We start from the raw sequence: 17913 nt of genomic DNA on the forward strand, positions 1-17913 counted from the left end.
GCCAACCCGGGTTGGGACCCGTTGCGGCGTTCCCATCGCCGGAACATCGCCATGTGATCTTGCCTCGGTTGAGGGTGAACGACGACGCACGGAATAGGTCGGCTCATATAAACAGTCCTGCCACGGATCATCCCCGGGTGCATGCGGGGATGATCCCCGCTATCGACCTGATCATGCGCTACTCGCGGCAGCTGTGTCTTCTTCTCACCTCGAGTCGATCACGACGCGGTTGGCACGCTCAGTCAGCAAGCTGCCGATCTGGCTCAGCTCAGTGCCGAGCCCACGGAGGAGTTCGTCGTCCAGCCCCGCACCGTCGATCTCGTCAAGCAAGAGACGGATCGTGCGCACGATGCCAGGCTCGATCGCCGCGAGAGCCGCCCACAGCTCCGGGTCGCTCGTGCGGGTCTTCACAGCACCACCCGGAGCACGGCCCACGTTGTCGCGGTGATGAGCGCGAGCAGCAGGAGGGCAGCCACGACGGCCCCGCGCTGATCACTGCGCCGTTGCCGGTCCCACGAGTCAACGTGACGACTCACGACTCCCGCTCCCGCTCATCGGTCCCGCGCTGGGTCTCCGCTTCGCGCTCGGCCTCGTCGGCACGCACGTCCGCGTCCTCAATGATGATCGGTTCTGGATAGAACCGTGTGCTGATGAGCTGCCTGCCGCCCTCCGGCGGACCGCAGCTTGCCCCTGATCGATATGATATCGGGAGCGTCACACCACTGTCGGCGACAGAACAGCGCGCGCCGCCAGCAGTCCACCCGGTATGACCTGCCGTTCTATGCCTCTCACGCCTAGAAACCCACACCTGCTCCTACCCCGGTAGTCTCGCGGCCGTGGATCTCTTGCCGTTCGACGAATACGTCGCCCAGTTGCCTCGCAAGCGCATGGCCGCCGGCGTGCTACTGCGCTCGGTCGACGGCAGGATTCTGCTGGTCGAGCCGTCCTACAAACCGACATGGGACATACCGGGCGGAAGCGTGGACGCCGACGAAGCACCCTGGACCACCGCACGCAGAGAACTCCAGGAGGAATTGGGGCTCGACCGCCCCATACACACCGTGCTGGTGATCGATCACGAACACGCCGCGAACGGCTACCCCGAGGCCATGGTGTGGATCTTCGACGGCGGCACAGTCGACGACATCGAACACCTCCACCCCACCGATGACGAGATCATCTCGGTTGGCCTCTACCACCTCGACGAGGTCAGCGGAAAGCTCAAACCCGCCCTGGCCAGGCGGCTCTCCGTGGCCGCGGACGTCGCCACCCGTGGCGGCCCGCTGGCGTTGTGCGATGACGGCGTGCGCAGGACGTCGTAACGTGGTCACCGTTCGTAAAGATCAGGAGGACCCGTGTCGCCGCTCTCCGAAAATCTAGCCCGTTTCCGCAAAGCGCGTGATCTCTCCCAGGAGCGTCTCGCTGAACGGGCCGCTGTCGGCGTAGACACCATCGCCCGGATCGAACAGGGCACGAGAACCACCACAAGGCCACACACGCTCAATCGACTGGCCGCCGCGCTGGGCGTCAGCCACGATCAGCTGCTCGGCACCACCCCCACCACATACGCCACCGTCGACGTCGCGCCGCTGCGCCGCGCGATTACGTCCGGGCAGAACATCCCTGGTCTCACCGACTTCGCTGAGAACGACGAGACCATGACCGTGGACGACCTCGTCCGCAGCGCGCACCAAGCGTGGCGCGCCTACGTCGACGGCCGACACGGCGAGCTCCTGCACTCACTTCCCGCCGTCCTAGCCGACACGCGCCGGGTCATCCACAACTCGCTCGACGACGAACGCGGCGCCGCGTACCGCGTGCTCTCCACCGCCTACCGACTCTGCGCCGGCATCGCAGGACGCCTCGATCTCGACGACCTCGCCTGGACCGCAGCGGAACGAGCGCTCACCGCCGCCCGCCAGTGCGACAACCCCGACGTCGAGGCCGCCATCTCGTTGCGCTACCTCGCCTGGACGCTCGTGCGGCAGGGACGAGCCGGGGACGCCGAGCACGTGGCCGTGCAGGCGGCCGAGAAGATCCAGCCGGACATGTTCGACCGCGACCCGATACGGGGCGGCGTGTTCGGCAATCTGTTGTTCAACGCGGCCAGCGCCGCGCTCGCGGGCAACAACCCGCAGCGGGCGGAGGACCTTCTCGCCGAAGCCAGCGCCGCCGCAGCCCGAACGCGCGGCGACTCCGCCAGCGAAGCAGCCATCTTCGGACCCCGCGTCGCCGCCCTCCAAGTCATCGACAGCATCGCCCGCGCCGACGACCCCGACAAGGCGCTCAAGCGCGCCAGAACCATCCCGCACGCACACGGGAAGGTACCCGCGTTCTGGGAAGCAGGGCACCGACTTCGGCTCGCAGCCGCAGCGCTGGCGTGCCGCCACGAAACAGCAGCACTCACACACCTCGCCGACGCTCGCGACCTCGCACCCGACTGGGTCCGCTGCCAGCCCCTCGGCAAGAACGTCATGGCCCAACTCGTTGACCGCGCCACCCGACGCCGAGGGACAACCTTCGCCGAACTGGCTCAGCACCACGGCGTGGTACCACGCTGAACGACCGCACAGGTCGACGGCCGAGACCGCTCTCGGTTCCACCCGCCGGTTGCCTATCGACTCCGCGATAGGCAACCGATAGTTCGGGGTTAGCCGGCGGGCTCATCGTTGCGGCATGACCGCGACCGTCCACCACCTACCACGGGCCAGCCTCCCGGCGCTCCATCGAGCGCGCCGTCCCGCGGCCCTGGGTGCGCTCGACGCGGCGCGTGCGCCGTATCTCGCGCTCGGCTGGCCTGTCACCATCGACCGGATCACCCGCAGACTGCTGGTGATCACCGGGACCGCGGTCGAGGCCATCAGCATGCCCGCTCTCTTCGCCGAGGCGGTGCTGACCGACCTGAGGATCGCGCTGCAGGACGGCCCCGTGCTCGCGGACCTCGCCGACGACCGCTGGGCGTTCCTCACCCGCTGCGCCGACGAGCCGGTGAACCTCCCGGCCGACATCACCGGCTTCGGCGTGCGGCTGATCGCCGGAGGACAACCGCTGTACCTGCCCGCCGGTTCCGGCGACGAGCACGAGATCTGGATCCGGCCGCCGGAACGCGGCAGGGAACCGTGGCCGCGTACCGCGGCCATCGGTGCGGCCCGGCGGCTGGCGTACCGGCTCAGCCGGGACCACCACGACGAGCGGCGGGCCGTCCCGGATCTCGGGAGAAGAGCGTGATCGCTGCCGTGCGGGCCGCTGTCACACGCTATGCGTGCTGCGGGTGGGGCACGGGCCGCACGGCAGGCGGCGGCTGCGTGACCGCGCCACCCTGCGTGACCGCACCACCGATACGGACGGCGTCGGCGGGCAGCCTCCGCTCAAGGCGCAGCATGCCCAGCGCGGAGCCACCGACCCCGGCGGCCAGCAGCAGCCACATCCCGGTCGCGGACAGCGTGAGCAGCGCGGTCAGCACCGCGGGCGCCAACGCGGTCGGCACCGCCCAGGACAGCTGGTACACCGCGAGGTGTCTGCCTCGGGTGGCTTCCGGCGCCGCACTGGCCACCAGCGCGGACGCGGTCGCTCCGTGCATCAGCTCCCCCACGGTGAACAACGCGGTCGCGGCGAACACGGCGATCAGCAACCCCGTCCCACTCGACAGCTGGCCGAGCACCGCGAAGCTGACGAACGCGAGGCAGAACACCGCGCCACCGGACGCCACCACTCGGGTGCGTCGGTAGCGGGTCAGGCGGCGCGTCAGTGGAATCTGCAGCGCGGCGATCCCCACCGTGTTCACCGCGTAGAGCACGCCAGGCAGCGAGTTCGACGCCCCGAGCTCCTGCGTGACGTACACCGGCAGGCTGACGGCGAGCACCATGTAGCCGAACGCGGTCGGGATGTTGAGCAACGTCAGACCGAGGAACGGCCGGTTGCGCGCGACCAGCCGGTACCCGCGCCGCACCGGCGCGGCAGCGGCCGTTCCTGAGCTGCGCGGCACCGGGATACCGCGAATCAGGCTGGCGGCGACGACGAACAGCGCCCCGGTGCCAAGCACGATGACGTGGAACGCGGCGTCGTTACTCACCGCGAGGGCAGCACCGGCGAGGAGGGCGCCAACGCCGAGCCCCGCGTTCCGGATGCAGCGCTGGGCGGCGAGCAGCCCGTCCCGCTCGGCACCGGTAACGATCTCGGCGATGAACGACTGGATCGACGGCGGAAAGGAATAGTCACCGAAAGCGACCACACCCACGGCGAGTGCCATCGTCCACGCCGAGTCGACGAACGGGTAGCAGGCGAAGCCACTCGCCCGCAGAAGATATCCGCCGACCACGACGGCGCGCGCGCCGTACCGGTCGACGAGCACCCCGGCGAGCGGGTTGCTGAGCAACCCGACGACGGCAGCGGCGGTCATGATCGCACCGACCTGCGGCAGCGGCAGCCCGATCATGAAGTGGAAGTACAGCAGCGACAAGGGCAGATACATACCGGAACCGGTGGCGTCGACCACCATGCAGGCCAGGTACCTGCCCTTGACCGATGAGTTCAGCACGACGCGGCCTCCAGGGTGTCCGTCTCAGCGACGATGTCGGTCTCGTCGACAATGTCGGTCTCGGCGACGATGCGCGCGCCGAGGTCGCGCAGCCTGCGCTCGCATTCGGCGCGGGTGGGTGCGGTGGCGACCGCGGCGGTGAGGAAGTCCGAGGACCCGGCGGCTGGCGGGATCAGTTGCCCCGGCTCGGCGTACACCCAGAACCGCTGGACCCAGTCTTCGGCAGGCCGCGCGGGAAGCGAGCGAACCAGCCCCGGCCGTTTCATCGTCAGCACCTGGCCGCCCATCGCGCGCGGTCGCGGCAACTCCCCCGCCAGCATGGCCTGCTCCAGCGCGGGCAGCGGCAGGCCGAGCTGGGCACGGGTGGCGTACTCCGCCGGGTCGGCATCGAACAGGCTCCGCAGCACGTCACGCACCTTCGCCCCCGCGGGACGGCAGGCGATCTCGCAGAGCACCAGACGGTCGTCCGGGGTGTGAAACACCTCGGCGTGGAAGGCATAGTCGCGCAACCGCGACGTGCCGTCACCGGTCAGCGCGGCCAACGTCCTGTCGGTGAACTCCAGCAACCGGCCGGTCAGCGGGTCGTCGGCGTCCAGCGTCACGTCGACCCTCGCGCCGGTATCCGAGCCGAACGAGGCCAAGTCGTACTGGTACTGCGACGGCCAGGCCAGCGCGGTCTTGCCCGCGGCGACGACGCCGTCGACATGGCACATCCGGCCGGGTACGAACGCTTCCAGCAGCACGTCCCCGAACTCGATCCCGGCGAGCTCGGCACGATCGCGGACGATGCGCAGGCCGATCGAACTGAAACCCGCCCGGTCCTTGACCACCACCGGGAAGCCGTGCGCGGTGGCGAACCGCACCGCCTCGGCGCTGCTGCGCGGCACGCTATGCGGCGCCACCTCGATCCCGGCCCGCATCGCGCGCGCCTTCATGATCAGCTTGTCCCGGAACGGGACGACATCGGCAGGGTAGGCCCCCGCTAGCCCGAACTCCTCGCGCAGCGCCGCAGCACGGCCGACATCGGCCTCGTGATGGGCGATCACGTGGGTGATGGACCGTGCGGCGATCTCCTCGCGCGCACGCCGCAGCACCCGGGGGTGGTCGAAATCGGTGAACGTCTCCAGCACCGGATAGCCCCGCGCGGGCGCGACGCCGTCCATAGCCGCGGCGGCGGCCAGGACCACGACCTCGCCGTCGTACTCGGCCAGCCACCGTGGGTACGGGAACGCGGCCAGCGGCAGCCGCTGCAGCACCAGCACGCTCATGACAGCGCCGCCGTCCGCTGGGGCAGCTCGGCGACCCTGGCGAAACTGGTCTCGCCGTCGCCGGTGTCCACCGCGATCCGGATATGGTCGCCGATCAGCCGCGCGCCGCGCGCCACCGCCGCCGTGGTGTCCGCGCCGGTCACCGCAACCAGCCCGAGCCGGTCCCAGTTGTCCCGCAGCGTCCGGACCTCGTCACCCGGCTTCGCGGTGAGCCGCACGTCGAGGACGTCGTCCGCCCGCGTGGCCTCCTCCGTTCCCGCGACCGAGGTCACCGTGCCGGGGTCGCCGACGATGAACCGGGTGCTCGCACCCGCGTGCGGAACCGGGCGATCGGGCAGCTCCGGCACAAGGCCGAACGGCCAGCCGACGGCCAGCGTCACCATATCGATCCCGAACGCGCCGTAGATCAGCTCGGAAATGGCGTCGCCGCCAAGCCGGTTGTGGCTCTCGATCACCTGCGGACCGAACGCGCTGAGCCGCACCTCGGTGTGCGCGACACCGTCACGCAGACCCATCAGCGTCAAAAACCGGCTGACGCCCGCGCGGATCCGTTCCTCGGTGTCGGTGTCGAGCCGGGCGGGCAAGGCGTGGCCCAGCTCCGCGAAGTGCGTGTCATCGGTGAACTTCTCGGTGATCGCGATGACGACGTGCCGCCCGCCGAAGCTGGCGGTCTCCACGCTGAACTCCGGTCCGGAAACGTAGCCCTCCATCATGAAGTCCCGCAGCACGAACAGCGTGGAGATCCGATCGGTCCGCGTCCCGCGCAGCCGCCGCACCGTCGCCCACACTCGGTCGGCGTCCTCGGGGCCGTCGACCCGGTGCACGCCGATGCTCGCGGTCGCGTCCACCGGCTTGACGATGAACGGATAGCCGTGGGCGGCGGCGAAGTCGGCGAGGTCTCGTGCGGTCTCCAGCGGCGCGGCTGGCACGGCGTCGGGGTCGACCCCGGCCAGGTAACGGCGCATGGCGTACTTGTCGCGGAACCGCTCGGTCACCACCTGGCCGGTGCCGCCGAGGCCGAACAGGTCGTTGACCCGGCCCGCGCCGTCCAGCCCAGGCTCAGTCAGCGACATCGCGACGGAGAACCCCTGTGACGCGGCCAGCTCACGGGCGGCCGGCTCCAGCTGAGCCCAGTCGGTGTAGTCGAGCACCCGGACGACGTCGGCGTGCTCGTACTGCGCCGCTGTCAGCGTGCTCGGGTGCTGGACCAGCAGGACGCGCAGGCCAAGCCGCTTGGCCTTCACCACGGTCTCGTCGTTGCCACCGATCAACAGCAGCGTGCCCGCATTACTCATGCCTGAGTCCCCTCTTCGTCGGTTGTCCGCTCGGTCGTGGCGGCGTACACGCTCAGGTACCGTTCGCCGGTGTCCGGCAGCACGACGACGATCGTGGTTCCGGCGCTCTCGGGACGGCGGGCGATCCGCATCGCCCCGTGCACCGCGGCGCCGGACGAGATCCCGGCGAGCACACCCACCCGGCGGGCCAGCCACCGTGCGGTGTCCATGGCTTCGTCGTCGGTCACCGTGAGCACGTCGTCGATCAGGTCGAGATCGGTGGTCTCGGCGACGAAGCCACCGTTCATGCCGGGGATGGCGTGCGTGCCGGCGTAGCCGTGGGTCAGCAGCGGAGACGCGGCTGGCTCGACCGCGACCGCACGCACCCTCGGCTTGCGCTCCTTCAGGTACCCGGCGGTGCCGCACAGCGTTCCCCCGGTCCCGATCCCGCACACCAGGGTGTCCACCGTGCCTTCGGTGTCGGCGAAGATCTCCGGACCGGTGCTCTCCCGATGCGCGCGCACGTTGTCGGCGTTGGCGTGCTGGCGCGGGAACCACGATCCCGGCGTCCGCCGGTGCAGCTCCGCCGCGGCATCGATCGCGCCCTGGTAGCGCAGTTCGCGCGGGGTCAGCACCACCTCAGCGCCCAGCGCCTCAAGCAGGGCGACGCGTTCGGCGGTGGCGCTGTCCGGCAGCACGATGACGCACCGGTACCCGCGCGCCGCGGCAAGACCCGCGAGGGCGATCCCGGTGTTGCCAGACGTCGCTTCGATCACCGTGCCGCCCTCGGCCAGTTCGCCGGAGGCTTCCGCGGCCCGCAGCATCCACCGCGCGGGCCGGTCCTTGACGCTGGCGAGCGGGTTCGCTGACTCGAGCTTGGCGAGCACCCGCACGCCGGGCGCGGCGTCATCCGGCAGCGGCAGCCGCAGCAGCGGTGTATTGCCGATCAGGTCCTCGATGCTGTCGGCGACGCGCGGCGTCAGCCCGGACAGTGGTGACACTATGTGTGATGCGGTCGGGGTGGACATTCGGCACTCCTCACCTGGGGGACGTCGGGATCACCACGAGCCGGCGGACGCGGTGTGGCGCAGCAGATCGAGCGCAGTGGTTGCCCTGCCCTGCCGGACGGAACCGGCCGGTGCGTTGGCTCGGGCCCCGGCGGGCATGTCGTCGGTGACCAGCGCGTGCGCTCCGATGACCGCACCGGCTCCGATCGACACCGGGCCGAGCACCGAGGCGTTCGCCCCGATCACCACGCCGGAGCCGACCATCGGATGGCGTCGCTCACCGTCGTCGCGGCGGTTGTCCCGCCACCAGCCGAGCGCGCCGAGCGTCACTTGGTGGTAGATCGTCACGTCGTCACCGACCACCGCCGTCTCGCCGATCACCACACCGGAGCCGTGATCGATGAACACCCGGCGGCCGAGCCGGGCGCCGGGGTGAATCTCCACGCCGGTGACGGCGCGGACCAGCACCATGGCCAGTCGTGCGGAGAGCCGAGCGCCACCGCGGTAGCGCCGGTGCGCGAACCGGTGCACCCACAAGGCGGGCAATGCGGGGTGCAGCAGTGCCTCGACCGGCCCGGCGATCGACGGGTCCCGTTCGACGACGGTGCGCAGGTCCTCGCGCAGCAGGGCGAACAAGCCAGGGTGACCGGGCCCCTGCCAGGCCTGGTCCGAGGGCGGCGTCGTCACCGTCATGGCCGCCTCAGTAGTTCGGTTTCTTCGCCAGCGCGCGCCCGCCGTGCGCGATCTCGGGCAGGTACACCCGCTCGCGCCACACCTCCTGCGGCACCGGCTCGACCGCGACGGAGATCACCCCGTCGTCGCAGCCGAAGGCGCGTTGAATCGCCTCGGCCACCTCCTGGACCAGGCCATCCTTGTGCTGCTCGTCAAGCAGGCCAGCGAAATGTTTGATGGTGACGTGCGGCATGACGGTGCCTTCCCTTCGTCGTGAATCGCGTCGCGTGGAGTGAATCGCGTCGCGTGGAGTGGATCGGGTTGCGTGGCGTGGATCGGGTCGCGGCCAGGGATCAGGACGCGAGCGTGTCCGCCCGCGCGTCGTTTCCGGCCAGCCGTTCGCGCAGCATGGCCGCCAGCCGCTCGACGTGTGGTTCGCCGAGCAGGCGGTAGTGGCCGGCGGGCAACCGGACGATCGCCGGGTCGGCCACCATGCGGCCGGCCGGTGTCTCGATGAACGAACGCTGGTCGCCCCGTGCGGTGAACACGCTCACCGGTGCGGCGAGCCGGTCGGCGACGAGCGCGGTGCCGCGCATGCGGTACGTGTCGCGCACGATCCGCACGATCCGGCGCACCTGCGCCGGTTCGAACGCCGGGAATCGATCGGCGATGAACGCGGCGAAGCTGTCGTCGTCGGTGACCTCCGCGAGGCATTCCGCGAGGTGCGGGCCGTCGATCCGGCCCGCGAACACCGAGAACAACACCATCAGGTAAGCCCGGTCGCGGTAACTGGGCACAGCGACCGTGTCGGTGGCCCGCGCGCCGTCGATACGCGGCGAGCCCGGTGCGAGCAGGAACAGGTGCTCGACCCGCTCCCCCGCCGCCTCCAGCCTGCGCGCCACCTCGAACGCCAGTCGCGCGCCGAAGGAGTACCCGCACAACACATAGGGCCCCGCGGCCTGCGTGCCGCGCACCAGGTCGACATCGTGCTCGGCCATGTCGGCGAGCGTCGGGTATGGCTGCTCACCGCTGTTGACGCCATGCGCCTGCACGCCATACACCGGCCGGTCCGCGCCGAGCGCCGTGGCCAGCGGCCGCAGGTTCATCGGGTATCCGCCGAGGCCGGGCCAGCAGAACATCGCGGGTCCAGCGCCCGCGTCGCTGAGCCGCACCAGCCGCGAACCGCGCATCGGTCGCCGCCCGGACACCGTCCGCGCGAGCGCCTCGATCGTCGGGGATTCGAACAGCACCTGCATCGGCAGGTCGCAGCCAAACTCCCGGTTCAACCGGTGGACGAGTGAGACGGCGATCAGCGAGTTGCCACCGCACGCGAAGAAGTCGTCACGCACCGACAACGACTCGCAGTCAAGGGCCTGCTGCCAGATCGCGTGGATCCGTTCCTCGTCCGGCGTGCGCGGTGCCACGAGCGGGATCGACTCCGCGTCGGCTTCCAGCCGGGCGAGCGCGGCGGCGTCGACCTTGCCGTTGGCCAGCTCCGGCAGCCGGTCCACCACCCGAACCGCATTGGGCACCATGTAGTCCGGCAGTTCGGCGGTCAGGTCATCGCGGATCAGCTCGGCGGGTCCCTTCATGTGCACGATGTCCTCACGCATGCCCTCGCTGCGCCGCTGCTCCTCGCTGATCCGGCCGCCGAGGATGAAGTACGTCGGTGCGTCCGCGCCGTCGGCGAGGATCGTGGCCAGTTTCCTGGCCGCCGCGAGATCGTCGCCGGTGCGCGAGCTGTACCCGGACGGCATCATGCCCACCGCAGCCCCGGACATCGCCAGGTGCTGGGCCGTACGGCCCAGCGCGAGGTAGCGGGCCCACTCAGGGCCGCCGCGGCCGCGCAGCGTGATGCCGAAGCTCGCCCTGTCGTACACCGCCTGATTGATCGCGATGACGTCGTTGCGCTCCACCAGATCGTCGGCGACCCGGTGCAGCTGCCCGTCGGCATACCGGTACTGCCCGGCGGGCAGCTCGGGGATCCGGCCGGGGTGGCTCTGCACGTACATCTCGGTGCCGTCGTCGGGCGCGGCCGCAGCGAACGGGACGATACGGACCGAGCCGAGGTACCGGTCGTCGGCGGCGACGTCCAGCTCGCCGAGCACGGACGCGTTGTGGCAGGCATCGGTGAGCTCGCCGATGCCGTACCCGTATCCGGGAAGGACCGCGTCGAACAGGCCGACCATGTGGCCGGCCTCGATCTCCAGCACCTCCTGGATGTTCTTGGTGTACACCGGCTCGATGGCCTGGTTCTTGCCGACGAAGTGGACACTGATGCCGGGCGTCACCGCCTGGCTGGTCCCGCTCATGCGCACCAGCACATGCCGCGCCGGGTGGTAGTAGTACACGCCGTCGGGCAGCCCAGCGACCTCACCGGCTTCCAGGTAGAGCTGGGTGGCGTACAGGGCGCCGGGTGAGGCGTAGGCGTACTTGGGCAGCAGGCGCTCATCGCTGTGGAACTGCCCGAAGTTGCGCAGGATCTCGCCGAGTTCGGTCAGGGTCAGCTCGTCGAGACCGCGGTTGCGCGCCACGCTCACCGGACCTCGCAGGGTCCGCAGCAGGTCGTCGATCGAGACCTGCCCGCCATCGAAGAAGCGGTACGTCTTGCGCGCGAACGCCCGCCCGCGCTGGCGCGACGTCGCCTCCGTGCCCGGCAGAGCGATGATGGTTCTGGCATCGACGTCGGCGTCGTCGCGGCAGCCGAGCTGGTCGAGCTGCGCCTTCACCTGCAGCTTGCTCGCCTTCGACCGGTGATGGGCTCCGGCCTCGCCCTGGTCCATCACACTGGCCTCCGCCGGGTCCAGCTCGACGAAGGTAACCAGCTTCTGGTGCCCAGTACGCGGATCGTCGGCGACGATGGCCGCGGCGGCACGCACCCAGGTGTGCGCCTCGACGGCATGCCGCACCTCGTCCAGTTCGATGCGGAAACCACGCAGCTTGACCTGGTTGTCGACACGGCCGACGAACTGCACGGTGCCGTCGGCGTTGCGGTACACCAGGTCGCCGGTGCGGTACAGCCGCTGATGGCCGAGATGCTCGCCGGGATCGATGAACCGCTGCGCGGTCAGCTCCGGCTGGCGCAGGTAGCCACGGGCCAGCTGCACACCGCCGATGTAGAGTTCGCCGACCTCGCCGACGGCGAGTGGTCGCCGGTGCTCGTCGAGCACGTGGTAACTGGTGCCCGCCGCGGGCGCACCGATGGAGACGGTGTTCGGCCCGTTGGCGATCACGTCCTTGTCGACCCGGTGCGCGGAGGTGTTCACCGTGCATTCGGTCGGGCCGTAGAGGTTCACCAGCTCGGCGCCCGGCAGCTGGTCGAGGCAGCGCGCCGCCAGCCGCCGCGACAGTGCCTCGCCGCCGCTGAACACCCGCCGCAGGGACGTGCACGTGCCCAGATCACCGGTGTCCACCAGCGCCTGTAGCAAGGTCGGGACACACTGCAGGGTGGTCACCTCGTGCCCGCGGATCGTCTCGATCAGCGCATCGGGATCGCGGTAGGCGCCTGCCCGCGCCAGCACCACCGTGCTGCCGACGCCGCACGCGAGTAGTTCCCACTGCGCCGCGTCGAAGCTCATCGGTGTCTTCGCCACCACGGTGGCGTCCGCGTCGAGACCGTGCGCGCGCCGCAGCCAGCGCATCTGGTTGACGATGGCGTGGTGCTCGATCATCACGCCCTTGGGTGTGCCAGTGCTGCCGGAGGTGTAGATGACGTAGGCGAGGCTGTCGTGCCGGGGTCCATCGGACGGCAGCGCGTTCGCCAGCGCGGACCGCGCGACCTCCTCGACCGTCACGATCCGGGTCCCCTCCGGTGCGAAGCCGGCGATCTCGCTCCGGAGCGCTTCGGCGGTGAGAACCAGGTCAACGCGCGCGTCGGCGAGCATGTAACGCAGCCGGTTGGCCGGGTACTGCGGTGAGAGCGGCAGGTACGCGCCGCCCGCGCGGAGCACGCCCCACACCCCGGTGATCAGCTCGACGCCAGGGTCGAGGAACAGGCCGACCGGGGTATCCGCGCCGACACCGTGCCGCTGCAGGAACGCGGCGAGCCCGGCGCTGTCGGCCGCCAGCTCGGCGAAGGTGCGGGTGCGCTCACCCGCGATGACCGCGATGTCCTCCGGACGGTTCGCGGTCTGCTCCGCCAACAGCTCCGGCAGTGTGGTCGGAACCCTGCGCCGCCGGTTGGCCGGCACGGTTGGTGGCATGACGGTATCCCCTCTCCTCTGGCACGGACGGGAGTCTCAAACGTTGGCCGGGGCAAGGCTGGGCACCAGGCGCACGGCGATCGCGCGGCGGCGATAGCACCACCAGGTCAGCGCGAAGCAGCCCGCGTAGCAGGCGATGAAGCCGAGCATCGCCGTGTCGGCGGTGCCGGTGCTCGCCACGGACATGGCGAACGCACGGCTGACGCCGAACCCGCCGAACGCGCCGATCGCCGACGCGATACCGATCGCGGCAGCCGCCTCGCGCCGCGCGCGAGCCGGGTCATCACCGCAGCGTGCGGAGAAGATCGCCGGAATCATCCTGTAGGTCGAGCCGTTGCCGATGCCGCTGGTGACGAACAGCACGAGGAACGCGCCGAGGAACAGCGGGAAGCTCCCCGCTGCCCGGCCGACGACGACCAGACCGGCGGCACCGGCCATCGCGGCGAAGTTCCACTGCGACACCAGGCTGCCGCTTGAGCGGTCGGCGAGCCAGCCACCCAACGGTCGGCTCACCGCGCCGACCAGCGGCCCGAGCCAGGCGTAGTGCGCGACCGGCACCTCGGGGAACTGCGTGGCGATCAACAGCGGCATCGCGAACGAGTAACCGATGAACGATCCGAACGTGCCGATGTAGAGCGTCGACACCACCCACGTGTGCGCGCGGGTCGCGGCGGCGGCGTGCGCCCGGAAATCGCCGCGCACACCGGGCAGGTCGTCCATCAGCGACAGCGCGAGCAGCGAGGAGAGCAGCACCACCGGCAGGTACACGACGCCCGCGTAGGCCAGGTGGATTCCGGTACCGAGCGAGATCACGATCGGCACCACGACCTGGACCACTGTCACGCCGATGTTGCCGCCGGTCGCGTTGATCGCCAGCGCCGTTCCCTGCCGCTGTGCGGGGTAGAAGTGGGAGATGTTGGCCATCGACGAGGCGAAGTTGCCGCCGCCGAGCCCGGCGAGTCCCGCGGCGAGCAGGAACACGCCGTACGACGCGCTGGACGACACGCAGTAGATCAGCAACCCGCACGGGACGAGCAGCACGATGCCGCTCAGGAAGGTCCACAGGCGCCCGCCGAACACGGCCACCAGATAGGTGTAGGGCAGCCGCAGGGCCGCGCCGATCAGGTTGGGCAGTGCGGTGAGCCAGAACAGCTGGTCGACGCTGAAGGCGAACCCGGCGGCTGGCAGGCTCACCACCACGACGCTCCAGATCGCCCACAGCGAGAACGCGACATGCTCGCACAGCATGGACACGAGCAGGTTGCGTCGCGCCGTCGCGCGGCCGGTGCGCCGCCAGAACTCGGCGTCCTCCGGATCCCAGCGCGCCAGCCGCCGACGCGGGCTGGCCTTCTCGATAATGCTCACGCCGCAACTCCTTCTATCTCGGCCCAGTCCGCGGTCGCCGCCGCCGCGGCGGGTTCGGCTCGCGCGAGTGCGTCGGCCAGCGCGCAGACGGTGTCGCGGCAGCCGCCGCAACCGCTGCCGGCCCGGGTGGCCTCGCGCAGCGCGTCGACGCTGCGCGCGCCCGCCTGCCACGCCGTGACCAGCTCGCCCTTCGTCACCGTGTTGCACCGGCAGATCACCGAGGAAGCCTGCCGGTGGAGCACCGGTCCGCTCGCTGGCGCGGTCGCTCCGGCCAGCAGGTCCAGTGGCTCGGCAGGCGCCGCGTTCGGCGTGCCGTACAGCTGGGCGACGGTGGCGGCGCCAGCGGGGAAGCCGATCATGATCGCCCCGGTCACTCGCTCATTCCGTACGACGAGCTTCACGTAGCGGCGGCGCGCGGGGTCCGCCAGCCGCAGCACCTCGGCGACGGGGTCGGACGGTTCGGTGTGCGTCTCGCCGAGCGCTACTAGGTCGATCCCGCGCGCCTTGAGCGCCGTCACCGGCGCGCTCCCCCGGTAACGCGCGGCCGGATCGGCACCGGTGAGCAGGTCGGCGAGCACGCTCGCCTGCTCCCACGCCGGTCCGACGAGGCCGGAGCTCACACCGTCGTGCTGTGCGCAGTCACCGATGGCGTGCACCGCCGGATCGTCCGTGCGCAGCAGGTCGTCCACGACGACGCCGTGCTCGACCGCGATCCCGGCCGCGGCCGCCAGGCTCACCGCGGGACGGACGCCGGTGGCGACCACCACCAGCCGTGCGGGAACCACCGTGCCGTTGGCGAGTTCCAGCCCGGTTCCCGGCCGGTAACGCCGCACCTGGCAGCCAAGCAGCACGCCGACCCCCGCGTCGGTGAGGGCATCGGCGAGCACCGCACCGGCCGGTCCGTCGAGCTGACGGTCCATCAGCCGGTCGGACCGGTGCACCACGGTCACTTGGGTGCCCCGTTCGGCGAGCGCGCTGGCGCTCTCCAGGCCGAGCACACCGCCGCCGAGCACCGCGACCGGTTCGCCGCGCTCGGCGACTGCCGCGATGCGCGGGCAGTCGTCCAGGTCATGCAACACCGCGACGCCCTCGGCGAGTGCCGCGCCGTCGCGCAGCCCCTCGATCGGCGGAAGCCACGGCGTGCTGCCGGTCGCCAGCACCAGCCGGTCGTAACCGACCGTCCTGCCATCGTCGAGCAGGACGCGGTTGCCCGCGCGGTCGACGGCTCGCACGGTGGTGCCCAGCAGCAACTCGACGCGGTTCTCCCGCGCCCAGCCCGCGCCGTGCAGCGCCGCGTCCGCCCGGCTGAGTTCGCCCTCGACGATGTGCGGGAGCAGCACCCGGTTGTACGCCAGGTGCCGCTCCGCGCCGATGATCGTGATCCGCACGGCTGCCGCGTCCGGGTCGCGGGCCCGGATCTCCTCGGCGAGCCTGGCGCCCGCCATCCCGTACCCGACGATGACGACATGGGTGTTCATCTACCCTCCGGAAGGTCGGGCCACGGCGCCAGCCGGGCAGCGCACGTCTTGAACTCGGGCATGCGGCTGACCGGATCGAGCGCCGGGTTGGTGATCAAGTTCGCGCGCTGGGCGTCAGGAAAGTGGATCGGCACGAACACCGTGTCCCTGCGCATCGACGGTGTGCACCTGACCCTCGCCCGCACCTCACCCCGCCGGGATGCCACCACGGCGAGGTCGCCGTCCGACACGTTCGCGCGCGCCGCCGTGTCCGGATGGACCTCGACGAACGCCTCCGGCACCGCCGCGGCCAACTCCGGCACCCGCCGGGTCTGCGCCCCGGTCTGATAGTGCTGCAGCACGCGGCCGGTGGTCGCCCACAACGGGTAGCGCGCGTCCGGTTCCTCCGCAGGCCCGTTGTGGTCCACGGCCGCCATCCTCGCCTTGCCGTCCGGATGCGCGAACGCGTCGAGGAACAGCCGTGGCGTGCCCGGATGCGCGGCGTCGGGTACCGGCCAGTGCAGCGCCTCGCCCGCACGCAGGCGCGCGTGGCTGATGCCTGAGTAGTCGGCTGGACCGCCCGCCGAGGCCATACCCAGCTCGGCGAATGCCGCTTCCTGGCTGGTCGGGAACCGGCTCGCGGGCTGGCCGAGCCGCACGGCGAGCGCGTTGAGCACGTCGAGATCGCCGCGCACCCCGTCCGGAGCCGGTATCGCCTTGCGGCGCAACAGCACTCGGCCGTCGAGGTTGGTCGTCGTCCCGTCTTCTTCCGCCCACTGCGCCACCGGGAACACCACGTCGGCCAGCGCGGCCGTTTCTGATGCCACGAAGTCGGCCACGACAAGCAGGTCGAGCGCGCCGAGCCGGTCAGCGACGTGGCCGGTGTTCGGCGCCGACATCACGGGGTTCGACCCGAACACCACCAGCCCGCGCGGACCGCCGTCGGTACCGAGCGCGTCGAGCAGTTCATACGCCGAGCGGCCAGGGCCAGGCAGGCTGTCCGGCTCGACACCCCACACTCCGGCGACGTGCGCGCGGGCGGCGGGATCGGTGATGCGGCGGTAGCCCGGCAGCTGATCGGCCTTCTGCCCATGCTCGCGTCCGCCCTGACCGTTGCCCTGCCCGGTGAGGCAGCCGAACCCGGAGCCCATCGTGCCGGGCAGGCCGAGCGCCAGGCTCAGGTTGATCCACGCGGATACCGCGTTCACACCGTCAGCGTGTTGCTCGGTGCCCCGCCCGGTCAGAACGTATGCCCCGTCGGCCGCGGCCAGCAGGCGAACCGCCGACCGCATGTCCGCCACCGGGACACCGGTGACGCGCATCGCGCGTTGCGGCCACCATCGCGCCGCCGCGTGCCACGCCTCGTCGAACCCGGTGACCCGCGCGGCGAGGTAGTCACGGTCGATGTGACCCTCGGCGAGGGCGATGTGCAGCATGCCGAGGGCGAGCGCCACATCCGTGCCCGGCGCGGGCTGCAGATGAAGCGAGGCCAGCTCGGCGGTGGCGCTGCGCCGGGGATCGATCACGATGAGCCCGCCTGCCCGTGCGGCACGGCCGAGGTGTCGCACGAACGGCGGCATCGTCTCCGCCACGTTGGCGCCGACGAGCAGCACCGCCTCCGCGTCGGCCAGGTCGGTGACCGGGAACGGCAGTCCCCGGTCGATGCCGAACGCACGAGTGGCCGCCGCGGCCGCCGACGACATGCAGAACCGGCCGTTGTAGTCGATCTGCGACGTCCCGAGCGCGACGCGCGCGAACTTGCCGAGTAGATAGGCCTTCTCGTTGCTCAAGCCGCCGCTGCCGAACACGGCGACCGCGTCGTCGCCGTGGTCGGCCCGCAGCTCGCGCAGCCTGTCCGCCACGAAGTCCAGTGCCTCGTCCCAGCTCACCGGGCTCAGCGGCGCGCCGCGCCTGCGGCGGAGCAGCGGTGTGGTGAGCCTGCCCTGCGTGTCAAGCAGCGACGCCGAGGTCCAGCCCTTCTGGCACAGCCCGCCCTGGTTGGCCGGGAAGTCGCGGGCGGCGACCCGTACCGGCCCGCCGCCCTGCCGCGTCGTCGGCGAGAGCCGCATCCCGCACTGGAGTGCGCAATACGGGCAGTGCGTGTCGACCTGGGTTACGACCGGCATCGGCT

The 17913-nt window shown here is 70.9% G+C and carries 16 protein-coding genes; 3 read left to right on the forward strand and 13 right to left on the reverse strand.

Annotation, left to right across the window (positions count from 1 at the left end; all coding sequences use genetic code 11):
- Nucleotides 1-204: 204 nt before the first annotated feature.
- The 3 genes from AMYHA_RS17365 to AMYHA_RS17370 are packed head-to-tail and all read right to left on the reverse strand — an operon-like array spanning nt 205 to nt 718.
- Nucleotides 205-411 (reverse strand): hypothetical protein, encoded by a 207-nt coding sequence (locus tag AMYHA_RS17365; RefSeq protein ID WP_034272587.1) that lies wholly within the window; start codon nt 409-411, stop codon nt 205-207.
- On the reverse strand, nt 408-536 hold the full coding sequence (locus tag AMYHA_RS28210; RefSeq protein ID WP_269189759.1) for a hypothetical protein: 129 nt from the start codon (nt 534-536) through the stop codon (nt 408-410). The genes AMYHA_RS17365 and AMYHA_RS28210 overlap by 4 nt, the downstream gene beginning before the upstream one ends.
- Nucleotides 533-718, reverse strand: a complete 186-nt coding sequence (locus tag AMYHA_RS17370; RefSeq protein WP_034272590.1) for a hypothetical protein — start codon at nt 716-718, stop codon at nt 533-535. The genes AMYHA_RS28210 and AMYHA_RS17370 overlap by 4 nt, the downstream gene beginning before the upstream one ends.
- A gap of 118 nt (nt 719-836) precedes the next feature.
- On the opposite strand from AMYHA_RS17370, the gene AMYHA_RS17375 reads away from it, so the two are divergent.
- From AMYHA_RS17375 to AMYHA_RS17385, 3 genes are all read left to right on the forward strand, one after another.
- Complete coding sequence (locus AMYHA_RS17375; protein WP_034272592.1) at nt 837-1322, forward strand: NUDIX domain-containing protein; 486 nt, start codon at nt 837-839, stop codon at nt 1320-1322.
- A gap of 33 nt (nt 1323-1355) precedes the next feature.
- On the forward strand, nt 1356-2561 hold the full coding sequence (locus AMYHA_RS17380; RefSeq protein WP_034272595.1) for a helix-turn-helix domain-containing protein: 1206 nt from the start codon (nt 1356-1358) through the stop codon (nt 2559-2561).
- A 115-nt stretch (nt 2562-2676) separates the two neighbouring features.
- On the forward strand, nt 2677-3228 hold the full coding sequence (locus AMYHA_RS17385; protein WP_034272599.1) for a hypothetical protein: 552 nt from the start codon (nt 2677-2679) through the stop codon (nt 3226-3228).
- Between the two features lie 28 nt (nt 3229-3256).
- On the opposite strand, the gene AMYHA_RS17390 is transcribed toward AMYHA_RS17385, so the two are convergent.
- The 10 genes from AMYHA_RS17390 to AMYHA_RS17435 all read right to left on the reverse strand — a co-directional run bounded on the left by AMYHA_RS17390 (nt 3257) and on the right by AMYHA_RS17435 (nt 17908).
- Nucleotides 3257-4537: an MFS transporter gene (locus tag AMYHA_RS17390; protein ID WP_196776923.1), complete on the reverse strand. Its 1281-nt coding sequence runs from the start codon at nt 4535-4537 to the stop codon at nt 3257-3259.
- Nucleotides 4531-5805 (reverse strand): ATP-binding protein, encoded by a 1275-nt coding sequence (locus AMYHA_RS17395; protein WP_051400035.1) that lies wholly within the window; start codon nt 5803-5805, stop codon nt 4531-4533. Before AMYHA_RS17395 ends, AMYHA_RS17390 begins: the two co-directional genes overlap by 7 nt.
- Nucleotides 5802-7100 (reverse strand): ATP-grasp domain-containing protein, encoded by a 1299-nt coding sequence (locus AMYHA_RS17400; RefSeq protein ID WP_051400036.1) that lies wholly within the window; start codon nt 7098-7100, stop codon nt 5802-5804. Before AMYHA_RS17400 ends, AMYHA_RS17395 begins: the two co-directional genes overlap by 4 nt.
- Nucleotides 7097-8107, reverse strand: a complete 1011-nt coding sequence (locus tag AMYHA_RS17405; protein WP_051400037.1) for a PLP-dependent cysteine synthase family protein — start codon at nt 8105-8107, stop codon at nt 7097-7099. Before AMYHA_RS17405 ends, AMYHA_RS17400 begins: the two co-directional genes overlap by 4 nt.
- 30 nt (nt 8108-8137) lie before the next feature.
- Nucleotides 8138-8779 (reverse strand): serine O-acetyltransferase EpsC, encoded by a 642-nt coding sequence (gene epsC, locus AMYHA_RS17410; RefSeq protein WP_084037344.1) that lies wholly within the window; start codon nt 8777-8779, stop codon nt 8138-8140.
- Between the two features lie 7 nt (nt 8780-8786).
- Nucleotides 8787-9011, reverse strand: a complete 225-nt coding sequence (locus AMYHA_RS17415; protein ID WP_034272602.1) for a tautomerase family protein — start codon at nt 9009-9011, stop codon at nt 8787-8789.
- 100 nt (nt 9012-9111) lie between these two features.
- Nucleotides 9112-12960 (reverse strand): non-ribosomal peptide synthetase family protein, encoded by a 3849-nt coding sequence (locus AMYHA_RS17420; protein WP_051400038.1) that lies wholly within the window; start codon nt 12958-12960, stop codon nt 9112-9114.
- Nucleotides 12961-12996: 36 nt separating this feature from the next.
- Nucleotides 12997-14325: an MFS transporter gene (locus AMYHA_RS17425; protein ID WP_034272605.1), complete on the reverse strand. Its 1329-nt coding sequence runs from the start codon at nt 14323-14325 to the stop codon at nt 12997-12999.
- On the reverse strand, nt 14322-15803 hold the full coding sequence (locus AMYHA_RS17430) for an FAD-dependent oxidoreductase (protein WP_034272607.1): 1482 nt from the start codon (nt 15801-15803) through the stop codon (nt 14322-14324). The genes AMYHA_RS17425 and AMYHA_RS17430 overlap by 4 nt, the downstream gene beginning before the upstream one ends.
- Nucleotides 15800-17908, reverse strand: coding sequence for a molybdopterin oxidoreductase family protein (locus tag AMYHA_RS17435; protein WP_034277719.1), 2109 nt, complete (start codon nt 17906-17908; stop codon nt 15800-15802). The genes AMYHA_RS17430 and AMYHA_RS17435 overlap by 4 nt, the downstream gene beginning before the upstream one ends.
- Nucleotides 17909-17913: the final 5 nt, after the last annotated feature.

The organism is Haloechinothrix halophila YIM 93223, assembly GCF_000504245.1.
Classification (GTDB): Bacteria; Actinomycetota; Actinomycetes; order Mycobacteriales; family Pseudonocardiaceae; genus Haloechinothrix_A; species Haloechinothrix_A halophila.

Excerpts from the sequence above, each read along its gene's own strand:
- AMYHA_RS17385 (WP_034272599.1), top strand. The coding sequence starts at position 2,677 with ATGACCGCGACCGTCCACCACCTACCACGGGCCAGCCTCCCGGCGCTC.
- AMYHA_RS17395 (WP_051400035.1), bottom strand. The coding sequence starts at position 5,805 with ATGAGCGTGCTGGTGCTGCAGCGGCTGCCGCTGGCCGCGTTCCCGTAC.
- AMYHA_RS17400 (WP_051400036.1), bottom strand. The coding sequence starts at position 7,100 with ATGAGTAATGCGGGCACGCTGCTGTTGATCGGTGGCAACGACGAGACC.
- AMYHA_RS17405 (WP_051400037.1), bottom strand. The coding sequence starts at position 8,107 with ATGTCCACCCCGACCGCATCACACATAGTGTCACCACTGTCCGGGCTG.
- epsC (WP_084037344.1), bottom strand. The coding sequence starts at position 8,779 with ATGACGGTGACGACGCCGCCCTCGGACCAGGCCTGGCAGGGGCCCGGT.
- AMYHA_RS17415 (WP_034272602.1), bottom strand. The coding sequence starts at position 9,011 with ATGCCGCACGTCACCATCAAACATTTCGCTGGCCTGCTTGACGAGCAG.
- AMYHA_RS17420 (WP_051400038.1), bottom strand. The coding sequence starts at position 12,960 with ATGCCACCAACCGTGCCGGCCAACCGGCGGCGCAGGGTTCCGACCACA.
- AMYHA_RS17430 (WP_034272607.1), bottom strand. The coding sequence starts at position 15,803 with ATGAACACCCATGTCGTCATCGTCGGGTACGGGATGGCGGGCGCCAGG.
- AMYHA_RS17435 (WP_034277719.1), bottom strand. The coding sequence starts at position 17,908 with ATGCCGGTCGTAACCCAGGTCGACACGCACTGCCCGTATTGCGCACTC.